Annotated in this window: 25 protein-coding genes; 17 read left to right on the forward strand and 8 right to left on the reverse strand. The window is 42.5% G+C overall.

Features of this window, described 5'->3' with window-relative positions; all coding sequences use genetic code 11:
- Nucleotides 1–11 precede the first annotated feature (11 nt).
- Together IRQ95_RS07680 and IRQ95_RS07685 are read right to left on the reverse strand one after the other, a co-directional pair.
- On the reverse strand, nt 12–779 hold the full coding sequence (locus tag IRQ95_RS07680; RefSeq protein WP_194436386.1) for a siderophore-interacting protein: 768 nt from the start codon (nt 777–779) through the stop codon (nt 12–14).
- A 121-nt stretch (nt 780–900) separates the two neighbouring features.
- Nucleotides 901–1,488, reverse strand: a complete 588-nt coding sequence (locus IRQ95_RS07685; protein WP_194436387.1) for a LysE family translocator — start codon at nt 1,486–1,488, stop codon at nt 901–903.
- Nucleotides 1,489–1,608: 120 nt separating this feature from the next.
- Between IRQ95_RS07685 and IRQ95_RS07690 the strand changes: the two genes are divergently transcribed.
- From IRQ95_RS07690 to IRQ95_RS07745, 12 genes are all read left to right on the forward strand, one after another.
- On the forward strand, nt 1,609–2,049 hold the full coding sequence (locus tag IRQ95_RS07690) for an Lrp/AsnC family transcriptional regulator (protein WP_194436388.1): 441 nt from the start codon (nt 1,609–1,611) through the stop codon (nt 2,047–2,049).
- 148 nt (nt 2,050–2,197) lie between these two features.
- Entirely contained in the window at nt 2,198–3,193 is a 996-nt protein-coding gene (locus tag IRQ95_RS07695; RefSeq protein ID WP_194436389.1) for a porin, read from the forward strand.
- 250 nt (nt 3,194–3,443) lie between these two features.
- Nucleotides 3,444–5,072: a methyl-accepting chemotaxis protein gene (locus IRQ95_RS07700; protein WP_194436390.1), complete on the forward strand. Its 1,629-nt coding sequence runs from the start codon at nt 3,444–3,446 to the stop codon at nt 5,070–5,072.
- Between the two features lie 240 nt (nt 5,073–5,312).
- A complete protein-coding gene (locus tag IRQ95_RS07705; RefSeq protein ID WP_194436391.1) occupies nt 5,313–6,941 on the forward strand; it encodes a methyl-accepting chemotaxis protein in 1,629 nt (542 codons plus the stop codon).
- Nucleotides 6,942–7,258: 317 nt separating this feature from the next.
- Nucleotides 7,259–9,187: a threonine--tRNA ligase gene (gene thrS, locus IRQ95_RS07710; protein WP_194436392.1), complete on the forward strand. Its 1,929-nt coding sequence runs from the start codon at nt 7,259–7,261 to the stop codon at nt 9,185–9,187.
- Nucleotides 9,188–9,190: 3 nt separating this feature from the next.
- Nucleotides 9,191–9,742 (forward strand): translation initiation factor IF-3, encoded by a 552-nt coding sequence (infC, locus tag IRQ95_RS07715; RefSeq protein ID WP_075650585.1) that lies wholly within the window; start codon nt 9,191–9,193, stop codon nt 9,740–9,742.
- Nucleotides 9,743–9,860: 118 nt separating this feature from the next.
- A complete protein-coding gene (gene rpmI / locus IRQ95_RS07720) occupies nt 9,861–10,055 on the forward strand; it encodes a 50S ribosomal protein L35 (RefSeq protein WP_194436393.1) in 195 nt (64 codons plus the stop codon).
- A 40-nt stretch (nt 10,056–10,095) separates the two neighbouring features.
- A complete protein-coding gene (rplT, locus tag IRQ95_RS07725; protein WP_004401084.1) occupies nt 10,096–10,449 on the forward strand; it encodes a 50S ribosomal protein L20 in 354 nt (117 codons plus the stop codon).
- A gap of 351 nt (nt 10,450–10,800) precedes the next feature.
- Nucleotides 10,801–12,705, forward strand: a complete 1,905-nt coding sequence (locus IRQ95_RS07730) for a bifunctional metallophosphatase/5'-nucleotidase (protein ID WP_194436394.1) — start codon at nt 10,801–10,803, stop codon at nt 12,703–12,705.
- A 143-nt stretch (nt 12,706–12,848) separates the two neighbouring features.
- The gene (locus tag IRQ95_RS07735; RefSeq protein ID WP_194436395.1) at nt 12,849–13,064 is read left to right on the forward strand and encodes a VF530 family protein; all 216 of its coding nucleotides are present in this window, start codon (nt 12,849–12,851) and stop codon (nt 13,062–13,064) included.
- Between the two features lie 119 nt (nt 13,065–13,183).
- Nucleotides 13,184–13,765, forward strand: a complete 582-nt coding sequence (locus tag IRQ95_RS07740; protein ID WP_194436396.1) for an NAD(P)H-dependent oxidoreductase — start codon at nt 13,184–13,186, stop codon at nt 13,763–13,765.
- Between the two features lie 329 nt (nt 13,766–14,094).
- Nucleotides 14,095–15,084 (forward strand): acyltransferase family protein, encoded by a 990-nt coding sequence (locus tag IRQ95_RS07745; protein WP_228481339.1) that lies wholly within the window; start codon nt 14,095–14,097, stop codon nt 15,082–15,084.
- A gap of 89 nt (nt 15,085–15,173) precedes the next feature.
- Here the strand turns inward: IRQ95_RS07745 and IRQ95_RS07750 are convergent, their stop codons facing one another.
- Nucleotides 15,174–15,785 carry a TetR/AcrR family transcriptional regulator gene (locus tag IRQ95_RS07750; RefSeq protein WP_194436398.1) on the reverse strand — a complete coding sequence of 204 codons (612 nt, stop codon included), beginning with the start codon at nt 15,783–15,785 and terminating at the stop codon, nt 15,174–15,176.
- 155 nt (nt 15,786–15,940) lie between these two features.
- Here IRQ95_RS07750 and IRQ95_RS07755 point away from each other — a divergent pair, with 155 nt between their 5' ends.
- Together IRQ95_RS07755 and IRQ95_RS07760 are read left to right on the forward strand one after the other, a co-directional pair.
- A complete protein-coding gene (locus IRQ95_RS07755) occupies nt 15,941–17,050 on the forward strand; it encodes an MBL fold metallo-hydrolase (RefSeq protein WP_228481340.1) in 1,110 nt (369 codons plus the stop codon).
- A gap of 129 nt (nt 17,051–17,179) precedes the next feature.
- On the forward strand, nt 17,180–18,442 hold the full coding sequence (locus tag IRQ95_RS07760) for an MDR family MFS transporter (protein WP_194436400.1): 1,263 nt from the start codon (nt 17,180–17,182) through the stop codon (nt 18,440–18,442).
- Between the two features lie 15 nt (nt 18,443–18,457).
- On the opposite strand, the gene IRQ95_RS07765 is transcribed toward IRQ95_RS07760, so the two are convergent.
- The 3 genes from IRQ95_RS07765 to IRQ95_RS07775 all read right to left on the reverse strand — a co-directional run bounded on the left by IRQ95_RS07765 (nt 18,458) and on the right by IRQ95_RS07775 (nt 21,596).
- Nucleotides 18,458–19,552: a mechanosensitive ion channel family protein gene (locus tag IRQ95_RS07765; protein ID WP_194436401.1), complete on the reverse strand. Its 1,095-nt coding sequence runs from the start codon at nt 19,550–19,552 to the stop codon at nt 18,458–18,460.
- Nucleotides 19,553–19,718: 166 nt separating this feature from the next.
- Nucleotides 19,719–20,177, reverse strand: a complete 459-nt coding sequence (locus tag IRQ95_RS07770; protein WP_348541588.1) for a DUF2850 domain-containing protein — start codon at nt 20,175–20,177, stop codon at nt 19,719–19,721.
- Nucleotides 20,178–20,282: 105 nt separating this feature from the next.
- Entirely contained in the window at nt 20,283–21,596 is a 1,314-nt protein-coding gene (locus IRQ95_RS07775; RefSeq protein ID WP_194436402.1) for an ABC1 kinase family protein, read from the reverse strand.
- Between the two features lie 278 nt (nt 21,597–21,874).
- On the opposite strand from IRQ95_RS07775, the gene ppnP reads away from it, so the two are divergent.
- Complete coding sequence (gene ppnP, locus IRQ95_RS07780) at nt 21,875–22,153, forward strand: pyrimidine/purine nucleoside phosphorylase (protein ID WP_194436403.1); 279 nt, start codon at nt 21,875–21,877, stop codon at nt 22,151–22,153.
- A 305-nt stretch (nt 22,154–22,458) separates the two neighbouring features.
- Nucleotides 22,459–22,743, forward strand: coding sequence for a hypothetical protein (locus IRQ95_RS07785; protein WP_194436404.1), 285 nt, complete (start codon nt 22,459–22,461; stop codon nt 22,741–22,743).
- Here the strand turns inward: IRQ95_RS07785 and IRQ95_RS07790 are convergent.
- Both IRQ95_RS07790 and IRQ95_RS07795 read right to left on the reverse strand, forming a co-directional pair.
- Entirely contained in the window at nt 22,675–23,883 is a 1,209-nt protein-coding gene (locus IRQ95_RS07790; RefSeq protein WP_194436405.1) for a GGDEF domain-containing protein, read from the reverse strand. The two genes, IRQ95_RS07785 and IRQ95_RS07790, sit on opposite strands and share 69 nt — an antisense overlap.
- Nucleotides 23,884–24,043: 160 nt before the next feature.
- Nucleotides 24,044–24,937: a LysR substrate-binding domain-containing protein gene (locus IRQ95_RS07795; RefSeq protein WP_194436406.1), complete on the reverse strand. Its 894-nt coding sequence runs from the start codon at nt 24,935–24,937 to the stop codon at nt 24,044–24,046.
- Between the two features lie 92 nt (nt 24,938–25,029).
- Here IRQ95_RS07795 and IRQ95_RS07800 point away from each other — a divergent pair, with 92 nt between their 5' ends.
- Nucleotides 25,030–25,941 carry a DMT family transporter gene (locus IRQ95_RS07800; RefSeq protein WP_194436407.1) on the forward strand — a complete coding sequence of 304 codons (912 nt, stop codon included), beginning with the start codon at nt 25,030–25,032 and terminating at the stop codon, nt 25,939–25,941.
- Nucleotides 25,942–25,976 lie beyond the last annotated feature (35 nt).

The following is a 25,976-nucleotide window of genomic DNA, read 5'->3' on the forward strand; positions in this document are numbered from 1 at the left end:
TTTGTTAGAGATTACTGGTCGTTCTCTTGAGCATCTTGCTGCTTGATAACTTTATGACCATCTTCAGCCACGCCTTGCTTCCAGTAACTGCTGATGTAGATATAGTCGCGCTTAAGCTCTTTCTCGTTACGAAGGTACTGGCGCAGTCCACGCATTGAATCGAATTCACATGCGACCCAAGCTGAAGCTTGACCTTCAAGCCAAGGTAGAGCGCGAACCGCTTGTGACAGTTCTTCTGTCACCCAATGCACTTCAATACCTGCTGGTACTTCTAAAGGCTGGATATCTTCTTGGCTTACCACCTGGATTACGGCATAGCCTTTGGCATCGCTAGGCAGTTGTTTTACCTTGACCGATAGCGCCGGAAGTGCGGTCATGTCGGCTGCAAGCACAAACCAATCTGCATCATGATTTAGGTTAGAAATCGAACCAGGACCGCGAATCTCAATGGTATCACCAAGTTGTGCGTTCATTGCCCAACGAGAGGCAAAGCCACATTGGTTATCTTCAGTAATATGGCGAACAAAATCCACTTCAATTGCATTTTCATCGCTTAAAAAGCGACGAATTGTGTAGGTGCGCATCATTGGGCGTTGACCTTCAGGAACACTGGATAGATCAGTGCCCCCTAGCGCATTAAATAGCAGCTTGATGTAGCCGCCTTCACAATCAGCGGGGAAGTTTGCTAGAACGTCGCCTTGTAGCAGAAGGCGCTGCATGTTTGGTGTAATGATTTGGTTACTACGAACCGTAACAGCTTGAGATGGCGTTGTTTGCATTGTGGCACTCGATAAGTATTCTTCTTCTCATTTAGATTACCACCTATTTCGGCTACTACGCAGCATCTTTTAACTAATTTACATTTGTTACGTCGTTTCGATGCAGTTTACTAATAGTGAACTACATCATCGGCAAGGTTGAAATCACTAACAGGGCTGCCATCGAATAGTTAAACAGACGAATGCGTTTTGCATTAGTGAGGAAGTATTGCAACTGCTTGCCAGCAACGATCCAAAACGTGCCTGATGGAAGGTTTGCCAAGGCGTAGATAAACGCGATCAGTCCAAGACCGAGCAAGCTATTGTCTGGGTTGTAAACGGTAACTGCGGTGAGCGCCATCGACCAACCTTTGGGATTGACCCATTGAAAGCTAGCGGCTTGTAAGAAGCTGAGCGGTGTGTACGTTTCATTTCCTGTTTGGGGTGGCTGACTACGTGCGATTTTATACGCTAAGTAAAACAGATAGCTCAAGCTCATGACTTTCAATACTTGGTGAATGACAGGATAGCGAGCAAAGACTTCGACTAAGCCAAATCCAACCAAAATCACCATGACTGGGAAACCAATCGTGATACCCAGCATATGTGGCAAGGTGCGATTGAAGCCGACATTCGCGCCAGAGGTCATTAGCATGAGGTTGTTCGGACCGGGGGTAAAGGTTGAGACAAAGGCAAATAAAGCCAAAGCCGTTAAATGTTCCCATTGCATAATCTTGCTGATCTCCTTGGAATAAGTTTTTAGTGGCTAAGAAATAGTCTACGTAGAACTTGGCTCAATTTTGTGCTTTTATTGTGTGGCTGAGCATTAAATTCACAATAAGAGGTCGAAATGGATCGGTTTGACGAGAGAATATTGCAAGAGTTAAAAAAGGATGGTCGGATTGCCAATGTCGAACTGGCAGAAAGAATAGGGCTTTCTCCCTCAGCGACTTTACGTCGCGTGCAAGATTTAGAGAAGCGTGGCGTCATTGCAGGATATAAAGCTAAGCTGAATACGAGCGAGCTAGGAATCGGTTTTATTGCGTATGTTTCGATTGGCTTGTCCAATCACAGTAAGCAAGCTCAACTTGCCTTTGAAGAGCATGTTCGCTTTGTTGATGAAGTGGTGGAATGCCATAGCATTACGGGGGCAACGGAATACTTACTGCGTGTAGAGACTCAGGATCTCATAAGCTACAAGAAATTCCACGCGGATGTTTTGGGTGAATGTGAGTTTGTAAACTCGATTGCCACCATGGTGGTGATGGCTTCGCCAAAAGATGAACGCTAACCGATTCATGTATCCGTCATGTAAATCAATAATTTATTAAACATAACCATAATAAATGTGCCACTTGAGCTTCATTTTTCTTGTTTAGGTTAATGGGTATTCAAACACAGAGCGATAAGCTCACCATTAATCGATTAGGGAAAGAAAGATGAAACACGCAGCAGTGGCGTTAGCCGTTTTCGCCGGTCTAACTTCAGGTTCGGCATTGGCGGCAAAAGTGTATAGTTCAGAAGGTACTGAGCTAAAAGTAGGCGGTCGAGTAGAGTTTCGTGGTGACTTTATTGGTACCTCTAAAGGTGCAGAAATTGAAGGAACAATGGATGACAGCACTCGTGCCCGCTTAAATCTAAAAGGTAAGTCGCAGATCAACGATTCGTTAACTGCTTTTGCAGTCTATGAAGCAGAGCAAGATACAGGGTCTAGCGAATTTGAAAATCGTTATATGTATGCTGGCGTTGAATTTGGTAGCCAAGCGGTTTCCTTTGGGCGTCAAGATATGGCGTCTGTGATCATTTCTGACTTTACTGATATCACTGAATTCTCGGGCATTCAGCAGGTTGTTGATGCATCAAGTGATAAGCAAGATAGCGTTTTTGCTTATGCGTTTGAATCCGATGCACTGCTCGTGCAAGCCACTTATCAAGCTGAAAAAGAAGAAGATAGTGATGCTTATGGTATCGCTGGTGTTTACTCGTTGCCTCTGGGATTAGATCTAGGTTTAGCCTTGTCAGGTGGTGATTTAGGCAAAGGTGCCGGCAGTGAATCTCAAGCGCTATTCGGTATTGGTTACACATTAGAGAACCTTTACCTAGCAGCCACCTATTCGCAAGGCGATATTGACGATAAGGCCACCGGTACCGACGATAAAGAGTTTGAAGCAATGGAGTTTGTTGCGGAGTATCAATTCACCACAGAATTCTCTGCAGCTGCGTTATACACCTATCAAGAAAATGAGCTAGGCAATGGCACCAAGTATGATGATACAGATGGCATCGAGTTGGTGGGTTACTATAAATTCAATAGTAATTTCCGTACATACTTGTCTTACTACATCAACAATGTAGATGAAGTGAAAGACCCTGCGACAGATTTAGTCATAGCCGGAGAAGACACCTTACGTTTAGGTGTACGTTACGATTTTTAGAGTTATTTGCTTGTTTTATAGCTGAAGCCAGAGCCTGCTCTGGCTTCTGTTTATTAGCTGGTTTTTTTGGTGTTTATTGGTTTTTTAAACTGATAATTGACCTAGATTTAATTATTTAATTCTATAGGTTGGTGGTTTGTTTGAACTATATGACTGCGATCTCGGTTTTTGAATTTTGTATGCAATAGCATGCATCGCCATTTCATGACTCAATGTAATTGGCAAAATTTAGATAAACTTAGGGATAGATATGCAAATTTCAATGAAAAACCTCTCCATTCGGGCGCAAGTTTTGCTACCAGTAGTTTTTACGGTCGTCGCTTTGATCGCCGCTCTTTGGATAGCAAAGGAAAAACTGCAAGCTGAGCAGGCCATGATGGCAGACCATACGCAATCATTGATGTTTTACAAAGATTCTCTTGCTCATATTGATGACAGTGTTTACCCGCTACGTATTAGTGCTGTGTACGCCATTTATGATTCAAAGCGAAGAGAGACGTTTCTAACTGAATTAAATACCGGTTTGCGTGAAGTTACATCGGTATTGCAAAGTTTTGAAAAGAGAGGAACATTTGCTGCTGAAGCTCAAGTGGTTAATTCAAAAATAAGTCAGTATGTTGTTATTGCAAAAGAAGCGGCTGATTTCTTTGCCTTGCGTGACCAAGGGCTCGTCGGTGTTCAAGAATACGATGATTTTATTCAAAAATATCGAGCAGCAGGGAATGAGATGGCTGAAGCTATCAATCTGTTATCGTCTCGGGTGAATACTGTTAATAATCAAGTTATGGCCGAAACAGATGCCAATATGCTTAAAGTACAGAATATTGCGTCTTGGACTGTTCTGGGTGTTTTGGTTCTATCTGTCATTGTCGCATGGCTGCTTTCGGGTAAGATCGTCGCTCCAATTCAAAAATTACAGGTGGTGATGCACCGTGTTTCCGAAGGGGATTTAACGATTCGTTGCGATGCTGATGGTAACAACGAAATAGCAAGGCTCAATAGAGATGTCAATCAAACGGTTGAGCGATTGGCGGCAACAACTGATCATTTGATTCGGATTAGTGAGGATGTAGCGTCGGCATCCACCGAACTGGCAGCAGTAATGCATCAAGCTGAACAGAACTCGCATCAAGAACAAGCGGAAATTGAGCAAGTTGCCTCTGCAGTTAACGAATTGGCGAGTACTGCGAATAATGTGAGTGATAATGCGCAAGTAGCGGATAGCACAGCAAGAGAAGCTGAGCAACTCGCGCAATCTGCGCTATCCACCTTCAATGAAAGCAATATGGCAAGCGAGCAAATGAGTGCCTCCCTCAATGACGCCGCTTTAGTTGTTACTCGCTTGAAAGATCAGTCTGAACAAATCAACAACGTTATAGAAGTAATTAGTGGTATTTCAGAACAAACGAACTTACTTGCGCTGAATGCGGCGATAGAGGCGGCGCGAGCGGGTGAGTCTGGACGAGGTTTTGCAGTAGTTGCAGATGAAGTTCGGATGCTTGCCGCTCGCACACAAGAGTCTACCGGCGAAATTCAAGCCATTATTGAAGAGCTACAAAAGCAATCGGGACTAGCGAACGAGAGTATGACACTCAGCTTGCAGATGCTTGAGAAAAACAATGAACTGTCTCGTTATGCCAATGATGCATTGGTAGGTATTACTGAGGCTGTGACTCGTATTAATGATGCAAATACGCAAGTCGCGACGGCAGCAGAAGAGCAGTCGCAAGTGACACAAGATATCAACCGTAACGTGGTTAACATGTCTGAATTAGTCAGTCAAAATGTGTCAGGTATTAGTCAAAGTGCTTCGGCGAGCAACGAGTTGTCTCAATTGGCTGAAAAACAGAAAGCTCAGCTGTCTTTCTTTAAGCTCTAATTTGTAGGGTTTTCCTTACCCTTAGCAAGTCGCTCAGATACATTTGGGTCGACTTGCTCATCGCTCTGATATCAATTCCTTAACTTTCTTTCGTTCTCCAATATAAGTCCATAAAAATTAGCAACTTAATCGCTAGACTTAGTGACATAATCTGTAATAAACTCCGCGCCCCCGGAATGAAGGGTGGGATAGTTCCCACGGCATGGATGCAGACTGATTGTTATTTTACTGAGGCTATGCATGCTTTTCTCTTTGAACAACCTTTCTATCCGTAAACAGATCCTCGTCCCTGTTCTGTTTACGACTGTTGCGTTATTTATCGCTTTATGGGCAACACAAGACGCTCTACAACAAGAACAAGCTGAAATTGCAGCAAATGCAGATTCGCAGGTTTTTTATACTGATAAACTGTCGCATATCGATGACATTATTTACCCATTGCGTATAAGTGCAGTGTACGCCATTTACGATTCGTCACGCCGCGACAGTTTCGTAGCCGAGTTAAAGCGCGGTATGGATCTTATCGAAAAGGATTTCGAAGTAATGAAACAGCGCGGCACATTTAACAGTGAGCTAAGCAAAGTAGAGACGGCAGTGGGTCAGTATGTTGATTACTCATACCAAGCAGTGAGTTTCTTTGACCGCCGTGACCAAGGTTTGGTGGCTAAGCATGAATACAATGCATTTATCGCTAAATACCGCAAGTCGGGTGACGTGATGGTAAAAGCGATTAATGATTTGGCACAGCGCGTCAATGCCTCCGCAAATCTGGCGATGCTTGAAAGCGAAAAAGATAATCAAAAAGTACAAAATATCGCAATGTGGGTAGTGATTGGCGTATTCGTTATTTCGCTTATGGTTGCTTGGTATTTATCAGGACTTATCGTAACGCCAGTACAAAAATTACAAGGCGTCATGCGTAGAGTGGCGCAAGGTGATTTATCGGTACGTGCAGCGGAAGAGGGTGACAACGAGATTGTTGCTTTAAGCAAAGATGTAAACTCGACAGTAGAGCAGCTTTCACACACCGTCGATCAATTGATTCGCATTAGTGAAGAAGTGGCTTCAGCATCGACCGAACTTGCCGCGGTGATGACCCAAGCGGAGCAAAATGCACACCAAGAGATGGCGGAGATTGAGCAAGTGGCCTCAGCGGTTAATGAACTCTCGTGCACTGCAGATAATGTGAGTGACAACGCTCAAGTTGCCGACAGTACTGCACGTGATACTGACCAACTGGCACAAACAGCATTGGCAACTTTTGCAGAAAGCAGCGCAGCAAGTGAAAAAATGAGTTTTGCGCTTAATGATGCCGCTGAAGTGGTGACTAAGCTGAAAGAGCAGTCTGAGCAAATCAACAATGTGATTGAAGTGATCAGTGGTATCTCAGAACAAACTAACTTGTTGGCGCTGAATGCCGCGATTGAAGCGGCCCGCGCTGGCGAATCAGGACGTGGTTTTGCTGTTGTAGCGGATGAAGTTCGTATGCTTGCGGCTCGTACTCAAGCATCAACGGTTGAGATTCAAGGCATTATTGAAGAGCTACAAAAACAATCGGGTGTGGCGAATGAAAGTATGCAGCTAAGTCTTGATATGTTGGATAAGAATAATGAACTGGCGCGCCATGCTAACGATATGCTGTTAGGTATTACAGATGCGGTTTCTCGTATCAATGACACCAATACACAAGTAGCAACAGCGGCAGAGCAGCAGTCTCAAGTAACGCAAGACATTAGTCGTAACGTCGTTAATATGTCTGAGTTGGTTAGCCAGAATGTCTCTGGTATTACTCAAAGTGCGGCAGCTAGTGGTGAACTCTCACAACTTGCTGAAAAGCAAAAAGCACAACTGTCGTTCTTTAAACTATAACTGCATGTGAAGGCGATGATCTTAACCGCCGGTGAGAGTGAATCTTGCCGGCTTTTTTGTTTTTGCTAGAGCTGAGATGCCTTGATAGTCAGAGTAGAAGCTGTTCAGTGTCTTACCTTAACATTCACTAAATTTTGTGACTTTGATTGTTATTTTGTCAACTTCGGTTACAATGTGCGCTTGGTCGTAGAAAGGGGCATCCGTATTTGTCTCTGGCCACGAATCAAACAACCAAATTTACTAATCATTTCAATATTTTGAGATGGTTAAAACCAGCAAGTGTTGCTTGGTGTGCAACACCACTGTAAGGATAAAAAATGCCTATTATTACACTTCCTGACGGCAGTCAGCGTCAATTTGACAACCCAGTTTCTACTCTTGAAGTCGCTCAATCTATCGGTCCAGGTCTTGCGAAAGCAACCATCGCGGGTCGCGTGAATGGCCAACGCGTAGATGCATGTGATCTAATTGAAGAAGATGCAAGCCTTGAAATCATCACAGTTAAAGATGAAGTAGACGGTCTAGAAATCGTTCGTCACTCTTGTGCTCACCTTCTTGGTCACGCAATTAAGCAGCTTTACCCAAATGCGAAAATGGCGATCGGTCCAACCATCGACAACGGCTTCTACTACGATATCGATTTAGAAGAGTCGCTAACGCAAGAAGATCTTGAGAAGATCGAAAAGCGTATGAAAGAGCTGGCGAAAACCAAATACGAAGTTGTTAAGAAGAAAGTAAGCTGGCAGGAAGCGCGAGACGCATTTGAAGCGCGTGGCGAAACCTACAAGATGGAAATCTTGGATGAGAACGTCTCTCGCGACGATCGTCCAGGTCTTTACCATCATGAAGAATACATCGACATGTGTCGTGGTCCTCACGTACCTAATATGGGCTTCTGCCAACATTTCACTCTGCTGAATGTTGCGGGCGCATACTGGCGTGGTAATAGCGACAATAAAATGCTTCAACGTATTTACGGTACCGCTTTCCATGATAAGAAAGCATTAAAAGCGCACCTTACTCGTCTAGAAGAAGCGGCTAAGCGTGACCACCGTAAAATCGGTAAGCAACTAGACCTATTCCACATGCAGCAAGAAGCACCTGGTATGGTGTTCTGGCACCACAATGGTTGGTCTATCTTCCGTGATCTAGAAGTATTTGTTCGCGATAAGCTAAACGAATACGGTTACCAAGAAGTAAAAGGCCCACTAATGATGGACCGCGTTCTTTGGGAACGTTCAGGTCACTGGGACAAATACGCAGATGCGATGTTCACAACTTCTTCTGAGAACCGTGAATACGCGATCAAGCCAATGAACTGCCCAGGTCACGTACAAATCTTCAACCAAGGTTTGAAATCTTACCGTGATCTACCACTACGTATGGCAGAGTTTGGTTCTTGTCACCGTAATGAACCATCAGGCGCACTACACGGCATCATGCGTGTACGCGGCTTTACTCAGGATGACGCTCACATCTTCTGTACTGAGAGCCAAATCCAAGAGGAAGTAACCAGCTGTATTAAGATGGTTTACGATACTTACCAAACATTTGGTTTCGACAACATCGTTGTGAAACTGTCTACTCGCCCAGAGAAGCGTGTAGGTTCAGATGAAATCTGGGATCAATCTGAAGAAGCATTGAAACAGTCTCTAGAATCAATGGAAATTCCATACGAGATTCAAGAAGGCGAGGGTGCATTCTACGGTCCTAAGATCGAATTCACACTATACGACTGTCTAGACCGTGCATGGCAATGTGGTACAGTTCAGCTAGACTTCAACCTACCTGGTCGCCTTGGTGCAACTTACGTGGGTGAAAACAATGAGCGCCTAGTGCCAGTGATGATTCACCGTGCAATTCTAGGTTCTCTAGAGCGTTTCATCGGTATTCTTATCGAAGACTACGCGGGCTTCTTCCCAACTTGGTTGGCGCCAGAACAAGCAGTAATCATGAATATTACTGACAAACAGGCTGACTACGCACAAGAAGTTGCTCAAAAACTACAAAAAAGTGGAATTAGAGCTAAAGCGGACTTGAGAAATGAGAAGATTGGCTTTAAAATCCGCGAACACACTTTAAAGCGTGTGCCGTACTTACTAGTTTGTGGCGACCAAGAAATGGAAGCTGGCGAAATTGCAGTACGTACTCGTAAAGGTAAGGATCTCGGAAAGTTCAAAGTGGATGACTTTATCGCATACATCCAAGACGAGATCGCTAGCCGTAAGCTCAATCTGGAGGAATAAGCTATTAAAGGCGGAAGACGCGGCCAACAGCCGGTAAAAACAAACCCACACCGTTTAAACGGTGAAATTCGTGGCGTTCGTGAAGTTCGTTTAACTGGCGCTGACGGTGAATCAGTTGGCGTTGTATCGATTCAAGAAGCGATCGCAGCTGCTGAAGAAGCAGGCATGGATCTGGTTGAGATCAGTCCTAACGCTGAGCCACCAGTCTGTCGAGTGATGGACTACGGCAAATTCCTCTTTGAAAAGAGCAAATCTGCGAAAGAGCAGAAGAAAAAGCAAAAGCAGGTTCAGATTAAGGAAGTTAAATTCCGTCCTGGAACTGACATTGGAGACTATCAGGTAAAACTACGCAACCTGACTGGTTTCCTAGAAGACGGCAACAAAGTGAAGGTAACAATTCGCTTCCGTGGCCGTGAGATGGCTCACCAAGACATCGGTGTTGACGTACTAAATCGCTTGAAAGCCGACACAGAAGAATTTGCTGTTGTCGAATCTTTCCCTAAGAAGATTGAAGGCCGTCAGATGATCATGGTGCTGGCCCCTAAAAAGAAGTAATTAACGGCTTTTACAAGTAAGAAAACCTAGCCGTAGTCCTTTAAAGGTCTGGCGGTTGGGTTTTGTTCGCCCTAATTACTATTGTTATAAACAACTCAACAATGCGGAGTTATTCATCATGCCTAAGATGAAAACCAACAAAGGTGCTGCTAAGCGTTTTAAGAAAACTGCTGGTGGTATTAAGTTTAAGCACGCTACTAAACGTCACATCCTGACTAAGCGTACTACTAAGAACAAGCGTCAGCTACGTCCAAATGCAATCCTTCCACGTTGTGAAGTGGCTGCAGTACTTCGTATGCTACCATACGCTTAATTCTTTTTAGTTATCAATCGTTTAGTTTAGGAGAAGCATAATGCCTCGCGTAAAACGTGGTGTACAAGCTCGTGCACGTCATAAGAAAGTTCTAAAACAAGCTAAAGGTTACTACGGTGCACGTTCACGTGTTTACCGCGTAGCTTTCCAAGCAGTTACTAAAGCTGGTCAATACGCTTACCGTGACCGTCGCAACAAGAAACGTCAATTCCGTCAACTATGGATTGCACGTATCAACGCTGCATCTCGTCAAAATGGTCTATCTTACAGCCGTTTCATCAACGGTCTTAAGAAAGCATCTATCGAGATCGACCGTAAGATTCTTGCTGACATCGCAGTATTCGACAAAGCAGCATTTGCTGTACTAGTTGAAAAAGCGAAAGCTGCTCTTTAATTAGCAGTTTAGGTTTAAGGAAAGGAGAGCTTCGGCTCTCCTTTTTTATTGGTTGTAATTCGTATCCTTTAGGGCCCTAATCTTTCCCACATCGAACGCTAACGCAGTTTGATCTGAATAAACCTCCAAGTTGCCCCTCCAGCTAAAGTGCAAATGTCGCGTTATATCAATGCTTTGTCTGAATTAACGGGCAAGTAATAGTTACATATTCTGTTTTAAATAAGAATTAGTTCACGTAATAATGAAAACCTAATCATTAACTTTTGGTAATAGTCGATGATGATCACATTAGATTGAGTTTGTGTTCACTAGTATGCGCATGATTTGTTTACAACCAGATGAATACAAAGAATGAAAAAACACATCTTATCGAGCGCTATTTTGCTCTCTCTTACCTTTCCTACCTTGGCCGCTGACGGTGATATCCATCAAGTAACGATTTTAGGCACCTCTGATCTACATGGTCATTTTATGGCTTGGGATTATGCGGCAGATAAACTCAATATGCGTGGTAGTTTGAGTCAGATCGCGACCAAAGTAGCGGAGATCCGTGAAGAACAGTCGAACACTATTCTTGTTGATGCGGGTGATACCATTCAGGGTAACTTTGTTGAAACCTTTAAAGATGAGCCTGTCGATCCGATGGTGTTGGGTTTTAACCACATGAATTACGACGTCTGGGTATTAGGCAATCACGAGTTTGATTTTGGTCTAAACGTATTAGATCGTTCGCTAAGACAATTCAAAGGTCAATCATTGGGCGGCAACATTAAACGTCCTGACGGCAACCCATTCCTGCCGGGTTACACCATTATTGAACGTGATGGGATCAAAATCGGTGTGATTGGTATGGATACGCCAATGACACAAGTGTTTGCTGAAGGTACTAACCGCCTAGAAGGGGTGACATTTACCAACCCAACGTTAGAAGTTAAGAAAGTTATTGAGCAAATTGATGACAAGGTAGATGCGATTGTATTGGTTGCGCATATGGGCTTGGATAACGAGAACTATATCGCCAATACGGGCGTGACTGATATTGCGAATGCCAACCCAGAGCTTGATGCAATTGTGGCGGGTCATATGCATACTCGCATTGATAAAGCCGTCGTCAATGGTGTGATTATCACTGAGCCTGATAAATATGGTCGTGCTCTTTCTCGAATTGATCTGCAATTTGAAGAGCGTGATGGTAAATTCAATTTAGTTAATAAAGACAGCTACACCTATAAAATTAACGGTATCGCTTCTGATAAGCAGATGGATGCGTTATATCAACCGTATCACAAGCGTTTACGTGAGATGGCTAACCGAGCCGTTGCAGAGCTGAAAGGGGTTGATTTAGTTCCAGAGAATGAAATTCGCGGTATTCCACAAGTTCATATCCAAGATACGGGGATCAGCGCGCTATTCCAAGAGGCGAGTTTTTTCTACGCGCCGAAAGCAAATGTGATCGCGCTACAAATCGACAACGACAATGCAGAGTTGGATGTTGGACCGATTAAAGCGAAGGATATTGCTTACAACTACCAGTATGCGGGTGGCGAAATTACAGTCTATCAGATGACGGGTAAAGAGCTGAAAACGTATATGGAGTGGTCAGCAGGCTACTTTAACTCGGTGGTACCGGGTGATGTGACCTACAGCTTTGACCCAATCCGTCGTGCATCTAAGTACTCGACCAACGATTTCTTTGCCGGTGTTATTTACACTATCGATTTGACTCAACCTAAAGGTCAACGTATTACAGACCTTAAGTTTGCTGATGGTGAAGTAATTACCAATGATACAGAAATCCGCCTTGGGATGAATAGCTACCGTATGGGGCATTTGACTAAGAAAGGTGGTGTCTTAGAAAACCGTCAATTCCCGGTTCTATTTGATACCGAAGCAGAGTATGGTGAAGAAGCGGGTACTATTCGCAACCTAACCATTAAGTACCTGAGCGAAGAAAAAGATGGTGTTTACCAAGGTAAACCTATGCAGCGTTGGCACCTGAGCGGGTTAGATAATCAATATGCCGAGCAACGTGAAGTGGTGAAAGCATTGATCAACTCGGGCGAAATAGATGTACCAATGAGTGAAGATGGTCGCTACACCAATATTGCTTCTATCAACGTTAAAGCATTGATGTTTGATAATGACCAAGCCGCACAACAAGCGATTGCTGAGCGAAAAGCCAACTTGAAGCAAGCGTTAAACGCAGACAAAATTAATCTGCAGCGCGAGATTAAGCTGATTGAAGCATTGAACTAATCAACAGTCGAAATCCTCTCCAGACCAAGCCTAGCTATACGCTAGGCTTTTTCGTTCTAGCTTTATTTTAAATAGGTAACTGGCGTAGCACTTGGTATGATAGCGGGAAATTTATATATCAATCACGAAGGAAGCTTAGCTTCATGAATAATCAACCAAACAACCCGCTGCACGGTCTTTCACTAGAAAAGATCCTCACTCGTCTTGTTGAACATTATGGCTGGGCAGGGCTTTATGAGGAAGTGAGAGTTAACTGCTTCAGTAAAGATCCATCGATTAAGTCATCGCTGAAGTTTTTGCGTAAGACTCAATGGGCTCGTGATAAAGTTGAAGCACTTTACGTTCAAACCTTTAGCTAACCACTTCAATAATTAGCGTTTGGCAGAATATTCTAAATCGCACTTCACTTGTTGAGTTGATACAAATCTTTCGGCACTATGTTGAAAAATTGAACAGTTCACGAAATTAAGGAAGATTTATGAAGTGCTTAGTTGTCATCGCCCATCCACTCAAAAATAGTCTTTGTCATCATTTAAGCACTGAAGCCATTGGACACCTTTCATCGAAGGGGTATGACGTTGAAGTCCTTGATTTATATAATCAAGGGTTTGAAGCTAGCTTGAATCAGGCTGAACGAGAAAGTTACTACACTTCAGCTTTTGATGCGAAAGGAATTGAGCAGCAGATTGCTCAGCTCAAACAAGCGGAGTCTTTGGTGTTGGTTTTCCCTACTTGGTGGTTTGGCTTTCCTGCGATTTTAAAAGGTTGGTTTGACCGTGTTTGGGCACCAGGTCATGCTTATGATCACGCATCAGATCTTGGTGCGATTCAACCTCGACTGGATAACCTCAAAGAAGTTAAAGTGATCACTACTCTAGGTTCCCCTTGGTGGGTAGACACATTTGTACTTTGGCAACCAGTAAAACGGATACTGAAAATTGCTCTGCTGGGTGCTTGTACGAAAGGTTGTCAGTTTAAAATGCTGTCTCTGTATAAAAGTGAAAGCTTAACTCAGTCTAAAGTTGATGATTTTATTGGCAAGATCAAAGTAAATTTCTGAACTAAACGTTATCGCTGGCAAGGTATTAATAGAAAATGACAACGAGTATGTTGGTTTTATTCTAAAAATCAATTAGATGTCTATGATGCTACTAGGCTTGTCTATTAGTAGAGTTTGACCTTGAGTTATTATTACGGGAGCGCATTGGTCTAATCTTGCAGTGCATCGCTATATCTAAGCAATTGGTTTCATTGATTATCAAATTTGATACACTTAGTGTTTAGCGGGAAATAACTTATCTATTGCTTTAGGATAGTAGTTGTTTAATAAGGAAATTAAACGACTGCTATTTACGGAGAGTTATTTTGCGTTGTTTTTATATAGATGTATTGAGATTTATTGGCTTGGCAATGATCGTGTTAGCTCATGTAAATCCGCCAGATATTATCTTTCAAATTAGAAATTTTGATGTTCCTTTAATGGTTGTAGTTGCAGGAATGTCTTTCTTCCTGAGCTATCAAAAGTCATCTTCATATAGCGATTATTTAGTTAAGCGAGTCGCAAGATTGGTATTACCGGTATGGCTTTTTCTCTGCGGGTATTTTCTTTCATTATGGCTACTGATGCCAAGTAGTGAAGAGCTAAATCTACGAACAATCGCGACTTCGTTTTTGCTGATTGACGGTATTGGCTATGTTTGGATCATCAAGGTGTTTTTATTGGTGGCCTTAGTGGCGCCAATAATGTACGAATTTAGTATTAAAACGGTTTCCGATCAGCGGTTTTTTTTAGTCGTTGGTTTAGGTATGTTGGGGTATGAAGTTGTTAGGTTTATCTCAATGCCATTCATGGATAACGCTTTGGTCGCTATTGTTTCGCAAGTAACCCATTATTTAGTACCCTACTCATTACTATTTGCCGTCGGACTAAGACTCGGCGTGTTATCGAGGCCATCCAAACTGTACTTACTCATGGCGAGTGGCGGGGTATGTTTGTTATTTGCGATTCTACTTTATTTACGTAAAGGGGAGTGGATTTCGACTCAGGAGATGAAATACCCACCATCCTTGTACTATACCTCTTATGCGTTGTTTATCACTATGATTTTATTTGTTGTAAAAGATAAACTGCAGACAGTTGTTGTATTGCTTAAATTGGATAGATTTGTTTCTTTCTGCGCGAAAAATTCCATTTGGATATACCTTTGGCATATACCGATGATTAAGTTCTATCAAGATGAGTTTTTAGCGAAATATATACTGGTATTTTCTTGCTCTATATTGTTGGCATATTGCCAAGTAAGTTTGGTTAATCTTGCTGTTAGTCAAATGCAAAGTGAGTCAGCGAGAAGGCGATTGAAATCGCTTCTAACTGGTTAGCAACCAATGGGTGGATCCGCAGGGAGATATTATTGGGGTATAGCGCATCAAAGATGCGCTAAACAGAATATTGAATTAACTAGTGAGGACTACTTGTTAACTTTGTAAGCAGCGGCAAAACTTTTTACTGCATTTTCGACCGCTAGTTTCAGCTCACTACAACTAGGTGGTGTTTGGTGCGCCAGTAATTGTGGCCAAAACACGACGGCCTTAATACTACCAATATACTGCTCTACGGCTAATGATATGTTGGTTACTTCTAGGTAGTTCGCCTCAATACCTTGACGTACCCATTCGTGTAGTCCGTAACAATCTTCAATTGTCTCAAATTTACTCATCAGCATACTCGATGCTTTTGGACAGCGAATGCACTCTGCCATTACCATGCGCGCAGTTATCTGAAAGTCTTCAGTATTGATATAGCACAGCTGCTTTAAGGTTAATTCTGTCAGCTGCTGTTCAATTGACACTGAAGGTTCAAATTTTGCCGTCGTTTGGTCATCAAATCGACATATCATCTTATCTACAATGACTTCAAATAGGGCATCTTTGTTTGGGTAGTACTTGTAAAGCGTGCGTTTAGATACACCAGCTTGCTTTGAGATACCTTCCATACTCGCTTGCTCAAAGCCTTTTTGAGAAAAAACTTGAATGGCGGAAGTGATGATATCTTCTTGTTTTAAATCGCTAATTTTAACCATGACTCAGCTTCACTATGCATAAAAGTAAACGATAGTGTTTACTTTTAATTAATTAGTTTCTAAAGTATACACTATCGTTTACTTTTTAAGATAGTGAATAGGTCATAAAAATGGGCAAGCTTACTAACTCGGTAGTTTTTAATTTGGTCGAGAAAATGAATCCGTTTAGTCGTTCGACAGCGATGTTGAATAGTGAAAGGGTACGTCAGCAGCGTATTGCACAATCTCCTCAATTTCAAAACGGCAAAGTTGTAAGCCATTTACCTAAGGTCGCTAGCAATGAAAGTATGTCGAGTGTGATGAAGAAGTTCTTCTTTGAGCGTGCATTACTAAAGCCGAATGTGCCACTACCATACCAGTCGATTGACCCGGATTTGTTTGACACAATACCGGCGTCACCGCGAGTAACATGGTTGGGACATTCAAGCTTGTTTATTGAAATTGATGGCAAAAAGCTATTAGTTGATCCGGTCTTTGACTACGCTTCTCCGTGGTTTGCCAAACGTTTGTTTTCACGTAATGTGAGCGCACCAATTGATCGTGAATCATTGCCGACACCAGATGCGATAATCATTTCACATGATCACTACGATCACTTAGAAGAAGCCACGATTCGCTTTTATGCCGACAAGGCAGTGACATTTATTGTGCCGTTGGCTGTGGGGCGTCATCTTGAAAAATGGGGCGTCGCACCTGAGAAAATTGAAGAGTTAGATTGGTGGCAATCCGTGGAGATTGATAGTGTTGAGTTAACCGCAACACCCGCTAACCATAACTCTGGTCGTACTGGATTCGATTCCAATGCAACACTTTGGGCATCGTGGGTGATTAAGGGGATGAGTGGCTCGTTGTTCTACAGTGGCGATACTGCTTATGATAACCACTTCAAGCAAATAGGAGAGCGTTTCGGGCCTTTTGATATCGCTTTTATTGAAGTTGCGGCTAACGTTAAGCAGGGTCGAGGCTTTCCTGTAGAAAACTGGGGGCATATGCAAGCGAAGCATACTGCGCGTGCCTATCAAGACTTACAAGCCAAAATGTTAATGCCAGTCCATTGGTCGACCTATGAGTTGTTTGCTCATTATTGGGATGAGCCGATTGATGACTTGCTGCAAGAGACTAAAACAATCGACGCAAAACTTGTTACCCCAATGGTAGGGGAGAGTTTCGAGTTAGACTCAGATGTTAAAACTGAGAATTGGTGGAGTAAGCCAGATTTTTCGCTATCCGAAGGCAAGCTATATTACCAAGGTCAGTCAATCTAACTATCTGTACTTAAATAACTAATATAAACAGGTCTTAATTTATGGCCCGTTTTTCTTTGTGTTGAATATCAGCCATTTCCAATCATATACAAGATCATGTAGTGTGATTAGGCGCACAAGGAGGTGAGTATGGATACAGAGCAGAGCCTATTTCAATGGCAACGAGTGAGACGGTTTAATTTACCCATTTGGATTGTGTTGGTTGGTGTATTAGTCACTCGCACGAGTTATTTCATGGCGTGGCCTTTTTTGATCGTTTTTCTTTATCAAGACTATGGCGTGTCCGCTATTGATGTTGGCAGTATGTTGGCGATATCCGCGCTGATAGCCTCATTAACGGGTCTCTATTCTGGTTATCTTTCTGATAAGTTTGGTCGCAGATTGGTGATGGCGATAGGAAGCTGTATTGCGGCTGTTGCGTTTGGCGGGATTGGATTTGCCAGTGAAGTTTGGCAATTCTACTTGTTAGTGGTCTTGTCCGGATTGATGCGGCCTATGATTGAAGCGCCCTCTAAAGCGGTAATCAGTGATAATTTAGCTGATGTGAAAGATCGTGAACTCGCGTTGAACATACGTTATTTTGTCATCAATGTTGGCGGGGCTGTTGGTCCTTTGCTTGGAGTTACATTAGCGCTTGATAACCCGCAAATTCTCTTCTTTTTCACCGGTATTGCATTCATTATTTATCTATTTTTGATCCTTTTTGGGATCGAAAGAAAGGGCGGTTATTGTCGACTGGATACCTCTTCTTTGCCTAACTTTCGGGCTGCGATGAAAGTTATTGCACAGGACCGCATCTTTCTGCTGTTGTTAATCGCTAATTTTTTAATGATGTTTATTTATGCCCAAATAGAGTCATCACTTCCTCAAGTCATCGTGCGAGAAAACCCTGAAGTCGCAGCTAAAATTATTGCAAGTCTGGTGCTGGTCAATACGTTGACCATAGTCATCTTTCAATTCCCAATGCTTAAATGGCTAGAGAGAGTGCCACTCTTCTCTCGTACTCGAATCGGCATGGCGTTAATGGCTGTGGCGCAAATAGGTTTTATGCTGACTCCTGCGGACTATCCTATTGGCTGGGCAATTGCTTGTTTTGTCATTAGCTTAGGAGAGGTAATTGCGTTTCCAACATTAAATGTACAGATAGATCGTTTGGCCCCTCCGCATTTACGAGGTTCTTATTTTGGTGCTGCGGCACTTTATTCTTTGGGGTTTGCTGCTGGGCCGTGGATTGGCGGCATAATGATTGAAAAATTTAACTCTAATTGGTTGTTCTTACTTTGCTTAGCTATGAGTTTGTTGATGATCTGGCTTTATTGGCGAGCAGAGCATCGACAAAAAGGCCTCAAAAGAGAAGAGAGGCGCGAGGTGGAAAGTAAAGCCTTCCAATAGGAAGGCTATAGCGTTTTATGAGTCTAGAAGAGGTAATTCACCCGCATTAATAGGATCAATTTTCAAAGTTTGTGTAGGGAAGGCGATGTCAGCGCCATTGTTTGCCACGATCTCGATTATCTTCAGTAACACGTCTTGTTTTACTTCCTGGTAACGCATCCAATTGATGGTTTTGGTAAAGGTGTACACCATCACGTTTAGCGAAGAGGCTCCAAACCCATTGAGGTTTACTATCAGCGTTTGATTGGCATCGATATCAGGGTGGTTTGCTAACATAGCTTTGATATCTTGAGTAATTTTTTCCACTTTTGCGCCATCATCATAACGTAAGCCCACGGTTTCATAGATTCGACGATTAAGCATACGAGAGGGGTTTTCAACCACAATGTTACTGAAGACTGAATTGGGTACGTATAAAGGGCGCTTATCAAATGTGCGAATGATAGTCATGCGCCAGCCAATACGTTCTACTGTTCCCTCAATTTGACGATCCGGCGAGCGCACCCAATCACCGACTTTAAATGGGCGATCAAAATAGATCATCATGCCGCCAAAGAAATTGGAAAGTAAATCTTTTGCGGCTAGACCGACGATCAAGCCACCAACACCACCAAAAGTAAGCAGACCAGATAAGCTCAGACCAAATGCCTGCATAATGGTTAATGCACCAATGGTCAAAAAGAACAGGCGCGCAACTTTTGCGGCTGCTTGGACAGTGGTCTCATCACGCTTTTTCTGAGCAAGTACGTACTCTTCAGCGTTGTTGATAAGACGCATGACAAACCAGACAAAAATGGCAATAACAAGGATGAGTTTGACAGTACTGAGCCAATCGAGTTTGCTGCCCATTTGCTTTTGCAATACAAACCCTAGAGAAATAGTCGCAGGCCAGCACCAAATTAAGACACTAATTGGCGTTTTAAGAGCGTGTAAGGTTAAGTTGTCCCAATGAATTTGCGTGCGCTCTACAAGAGCTTCTAGGCGTCCATAGATAATGCGCCATATTAACCAGATAACCAAACTGGCGATGGTTAGAAGTAGTACATTGGTATCAAGTTGTTGAGAGAATGCGTCCCAACTATTAGGAAGCAATGATTTGATATCGTTCATTTATTCGAGTTCTATTCTTTGATTATCTTATGCGAGAGTATATAGAATTGCTTGAAGCTCCGAAATGGTTGAGCGATTTTGACGTTGACGATTCTCAGATATTTGAAGATGTTGCGAGTGGAACCATGTCAGTTAGTACTCACTCATTAGGCGGAACTTGTGCGGACTAGTTAAAGTGATCTGAGATGGCTGAGCGTCGCTTATTGGCCATTCCGCCACCTTCTAAATTGATTAGGTGTTCATACCCTTGTTTTACAAAGTGTTGAGTCGGGCTATTAGGCTGAAGCCTGCGTAGTCGAGGAATATCTTTGATGTTACTTAGTTGATAGATATATTCGCCGGAGCCTGTAGCAATGAAAATTTTATTGCCGTTAAACTCAAATTTAGTGGTTACGAGACGGTTATTGCGAAATACGCCAGTTTCATTGAATTCAATAGTATAGCGAGTGTTGGCAGAGGTACCCACTTCGAGCCAGCGGCCATAGACACGCTTTGGATCGATGGATTCTTGATAGCTCTGGTAGATGAGGACCAACAAGCCGCCGATAGCGGCAATCGATATACTGACTATTAAATAGCGTATAATACTGAAAGTTAGTTTTGTTGATTCATCCCATGCTTTCACGAATGCTAATCCTCATTTACATCATTAGCGGACACTAGATTGTAAAAATAGATAGCCAAAGGCAACTTTGATGTAAGGAAGTTTGAACCTATGCGCAAAGATAAACTATAGACTTAGATATGGTGTAACTAAAGTGTGAATGTTGACTCTGGCTTTCAGTCGGGCAGCGAGTAAATAAAGTCCACCGATTTTTCTGTGTAAAAAAATCGCGTCGATTGGAGGGGTATGCCAGTAGTTTTCTTGAAAGCTCAGCGCTGAACCTTGCTGGCGCACTTTATTCGCTAGGTCGGATTGTCCGAAATCATAGATTCCGTCGTAACGCATTGGTTCGCAGGCAAGCTTCACTAAATCTATGATGGCCTGTTTTTGCATTTCAATAATAGTCTGGCTGAAAAAGCCGATTTGTTTTAACGCATTTTCTAGCGCCTCATCGTCAGCCTGTATGACTGCTTTGAAGGCAGAACGATAGCCTTGACTAATATTATGGTTGTATTCTCTTGTCGCCCCAAAATCGAGCAAGACTATCTTTTGAGATTCATGATTGTATTGATAATTCGCAAAATTCGGATCGGTTTGCACCAGTTGAAACTCGAAGATTTCTGCAAAAAATAGTGCTAACAAATCACTCATTACACGATCGCGCAATTCTTGTGATGAATTAACTAAGGTTTCTATATCCACACCGTCAACGTATTCCATAGTAAGAACTGTATTACTGCTCAATTCAGGGTAGGCGCGTGGAACGATGAAGTTATCTTGGTGTTTTAGAAGGGAGCGGTAACGTTCCAAGTATTGGCACTCTAGTCGATAGTTTGCTTCCGCATGAAGTTGTTTCTTAGCTTCTTCAAGGAGGCTCTTATAGTCTATGTCTTTGGGAATAATACCAATAATATTAAGTAGGGTAGCCACATTATCTACATCGCTATCAATACTATTGCTAATCCCCGGATACTGAACTTTTACTGCGACCTTATCCCCATCGTCAGTGTATGCTTGGTGAACTTGCCCAATGGAGGCACTCGCAATTGGCTTGAAATTGAATGATAGAAAAGCGTGCTTCCAGTCTTCACCAAGTCCTGATACCAAAACTTGATTGAGTTGTTTCGATAACATTGGGTTTGCATCAGATCTTAAGCGAGAAAGGATGTCCGCGAGTTCTGGCGTGAGCATGTCTCCACTATCCATTGATAGCATTTGGCCGACTTTCATTGCGGCACCTCTAAGGTGAGCGAGTTGATCAGTAACGCGCTTAATGTTACCAGGCGTTAAAACCAAATCTTTAGCTTGTGGCTTCTCTCCTCTAAGTAACTGTTTTGTCCCCTCAGCGACAACATTGCTGCCAATGCGAGTTGCAAGTGAAGCGAATTGCCCAATTCTAGCCAGTCGGTGAGTTGGGATTTTTGATTCGTGATCTGTCATATAAGGAGCTGGTTACCATTGTGCTGAGTGAGAAAACTAAAGTATAAACCGTAAGTTATTGCTTGTTGTCGTGCAAGTTTTGGGTTACAAAACAATCACTGTAAGTTTGATACTGTACTAATCAAACGAGTTTCTCTGTTAGGCCAAGTCGTAGATGAGTGGGCTGGAAATAGGCTTCTTAATCCGTTCGCTATTTTTTGGTCAACAGGTTTAGACGTTGAATTGTTTAGATATACGTAGTTCGAATAGCAGTTGTTCAAATTAGTAAGGAATAAAAAATGAAGCACAATGTATATTTTGAAGGAAGTGTCCAGTCACTAGCTTTTACTCAACAAAGTGACGAATCGAGTGTTGGCGTAATGGCGCCTGGTGAATACACCTTTGGTACAGCAGCGCCAGAGAGAATGATGGTTATTAAGGGTGCTCTGACGATTAAGCGTGATGGTGAAGAAGAGTGGATCACTTTCCGTGATGGTGAAGCTTTCAACGTAGCGGGCGATTCTTCGTTTCAAATTAAAGTCGAGTTAGCGACGGCTTATCTATGTGAATATTTATAGTATTCGTTGGCGCTAGCCAAAACAAAAGCCGCGCGTAAAGCGCGGCGATAACCAAGTCTATTGATTTTATGACAATAGAGGACGGCAGTGGATTGTGTCCTTTTCCGGTTATAAACTTGTACTCCCTATCAAATAGTCTAGCCACAATTTCAACATTTTCCCTTACAGAACCAAGATAAATCCGGCGATTTAGTGAGTCGGGTTTTGTTGCTATTACTCTGCAATCTTCCACTTGGGGCTATCTGTTCGGTAAACTAACAACCTTTTGACTATACTCAAATTAAAGGAAATTTGAGGAGGTTGAAATGGCAGTAGGACCCAGACAAACGAACTCCAATAATCGCTACGACCCAGCGAAGGACTTTACGCAAGATCAATTGCGTCGATTTGGTCATATTGCGAATCAAGCTCAGAGTCATCGAGACTTTGAGAAAAAGCTTATGTCGATAAAAGCAACGGGCGAATCTGAACCTGAATTGAAAACAAAGCAATCAAAACCGAATCGTAAAGACACTCAATCTTTACGTTACGCGTTGTGGGTGTTTTTTGTATTGATTGCTCTGCTCAGTTTTATGTATCTGACTGGCTGAGCCGATATCGCGAACATTATGCTCTAGGGGCATTTCCTCTAAAGAGTTTAGAATTGAACCGCTGTAGTATCGGTATTGATTTTTTCCTGAGTGCTTAGCCGCATACATTGCTTTGTCAGCACATCGTGTCAACTCGTGCAAGTTATCAGCATCTTGTGGGTACAGGGCAACACCAACACTGACGGTTAAGTTACTCACCTTATTATTACCAGCATAACTATCATGGAAGAGCTGGCTAATTCGCCCCAAAATACCATCGAGATCTTTTTTACTCCTAACATCATAAAGTAAGATCACAAACTCATCGCCAGCGAAACGTGCGATTGAGTAATCGTGATGATTGTTTTTACGATCTCGAGTGCGGATGTTGTTTTTCAGTCTTCTAGAGAAATTTTGCAGTACGCGATCGCCGACATCATGTCCATAGGTATCATTGATCTCTTTGAAATCGTCAATATCCAGAAACACTAATGCAGTTGTCGTTGATAAGTTACGAACCTCTACCAGTTTGGTGTGTGCCCAATTTTCAAAACTCCAACGATTCGCTAAGCCAGTTAATTGGTCTAGATAGGCAAGATCTTCGATTCCTTCTTTATACAAAGACTGAATATAGCTCAATAGTTTGGAGTGATAATACGATGCCGTATTACAGATAATACAGCTGACCATTAAACCGAGTAGAAAGCTATTTTGTGAGTTTGCAGCGGCTTCAGGTGATGTTTTAAAAAGAGTACTCGCGATAGCAAGCAGACAAAAGATAGTGCTGCATATCAAACCAATCTTGAACTCGTTGATAATGATCACCGCAACCATTAAAGGAAACAACCAAATGAGCTTCTCAGCAAATTGAGCCTCATATAATAACAACGAGAGTCCTTGAAACATCAAGACACCAGTTAGTGTCACATCGGTATAGGAAAGTCCATCATTACGTTTTAATTGCCAAAGGTTGAAACTGACAATCAGACTGCAGATTATATTGATGGTGGTGTTGGTATATTCTCGATGGTAGAAATATTCAGCTGAGAATCCAAGCAAGACAATAAGGGTTATAATTGAACATAAGCGCACCAATTTACACTTTCGTGTAGCGCGTATATCTGCCATTTCCTCTAGATGACTGCCAACGAAATTACTCATGCCCTAATGTGCCCCTGCGTTCATATTGCAGAAGTAAGTCTAGGAGAAGAATCTCCACTATGAAGGCGTGATAAGCTTAAATTGTGTGATAAACATCAAGTAAATATATGAATTATTTTCTTGTGCCAAACAAAAAGGCCTCATTCATCGCGTTTATTTCCTAGTTTAAGGATTCAAATTGCTTTCGGATCCAATTTCTAATTGTCAGGACATTTTCATTTGTGAGGCTCTCTCGCCGGCAAGCAAAATAGAACTCTTGATAAGGATTTAAAGTAGTACTTCCAACTTCAACTAATAATCCTTGTTCTACATCATCTTTGATAAATAGACGATGCGTGACAAAGACACCTAATTTACGAATACATGCTTGAACCGCTTGCACAGAAGCGACGAAACTTAGATTCTGGCTGACTTCAGGCATAGCTAAGTCATTTTCGTTGCACCAAACCTGCCAATCGTACTTTCGTCTATCATTAGCAGCGAGGATCGCTGGGTACTTTTCTAGCAACGCTTTGGGCGTAGTCGCGTGGTTAAGCAAATCTGGGTGGCAGACCATCACGAGCTCATCATCTGCAAGTTTTTCACAATAGTAATCAAGCCAATCGTCGGTTTTACCGTGAATAATAGCGATATCGACCCCTTCTTCTTCCAAAGCAAAGCTGCCAATTAACGTAGATATACGGACATCCACCTTTGGGGCATAACTACTGAAGCTAGGCATATTGGGAATCCACCAATGCATTGCCAGTGAGTTAACCATATTAAGTGTTATTCGGGGTGAATGAGTCACTGAACGGACTGCATTGGTTGCCGTGACAATGGTCTCTAATGCTGGAGCGATTTGATAATAATATTTTTGCCCAGTAGCATTAAGGATGACTTGTCTTCCCTGACGTTTAAATAGCGGGCGTCCCAATTGAGTCTCAAGACTCTTGATGGCTTGGCTGATTGCAGAGTGGCTAACGTGCAATTGTTTGGCGGCTTCAGTCATGCTGCCCGTCTGTGCCACCACGACAAATGAGTAAAGTGACTTTAAAGGTGGAAGAGCCTTCATCTGTAAGTATTCCTTACAATTTGCGTTAATTTTATTCGTTATTCAATAGGGTATAGGCAGGCTACAATGTGCGCAACTATAGGGAGGTGATTATGTTGCGCCAGTGGTACCCAGTATTATTTATGTTGTCCTCAACGTTCAGTTTGTCATTAACCGGCCTATTGACTAAATATCTGACTACTCAGTTAGACTCTAATTTACTTAGTTTTCTACGCTTCTTTCTACCAAGCATTATTTTGATGGTGTTTTTTATTGGTCTCAAGTTACGTGTTCCTTCGAGTCAATTACTCAAACCAATTTGGGTTAGGGCTTTCTGTATCGGTGCTTGCCAAGTCTGTTTTATCTATTCACTTTCCCACTTAACTTTGGTGGAAAGTGTGGTTTTGTTTGGTACTGGTCCTCTCTTCTTACCTTTGTTAGAAAAATTAATCTATGGTGTGCCAATTTCAGTGCTCACCATAGCGGCACTAGTCGGAACTTTCTCCGGTGTTGTTTTGCTGGCAGGTGACGTCAGTGGGATCGAGTTTCGTGTTGAACTACTAGTTGGCTTGGCGGCAGGCGTGTTTAATGCGGGTTCTCAATTGAGCTTGTATCGTGCGAGTAAGAGTGAACTTAATCCTTATGAAATTAACTTTTGGACGTTTATTTTTGCCGCGCTGTTTATTGTGCCAATGTTGCTTGTAAGTGCGAGATTTGAACAGGTGTTTTGGTATCCTCAGGAGACGAGTTCGCTGTTGGTTGTGGTGGTGCTGATGGTTCTCGCTGTATTGATTATTAATACCCAAGTATTTCGTGCGAGAGCATACAAATTAGCTGATTCAGGCTCGCAACTGGCACCACTGATTTTTACCAACTTACTGTTTACGGCCATTTGGCAATTGATATTCTTCGATGTTGAATTTAATCGATATCAGTTGATGGGATTGAGCTTAATTGTTGTATCTACGGTAGCGAATGTTGTTCTACCAAAGTGGTGGGCATTTCGACAATCAAAGTTAGCGTAGTTGCCATCTCAAAGTAGAGCCCTAAGCTGCTAGGG

Source organism: Vibrio fluminensis, from assembly GCF_015278125.1.
In the GTDB taxonomy this organism is placed as follows: Bacteria; Pseudomonadota; Gammaproteobacteria; order Enterobacterales; family Vibrionaceae; genus Vibrio; species Vibrio fluminensis.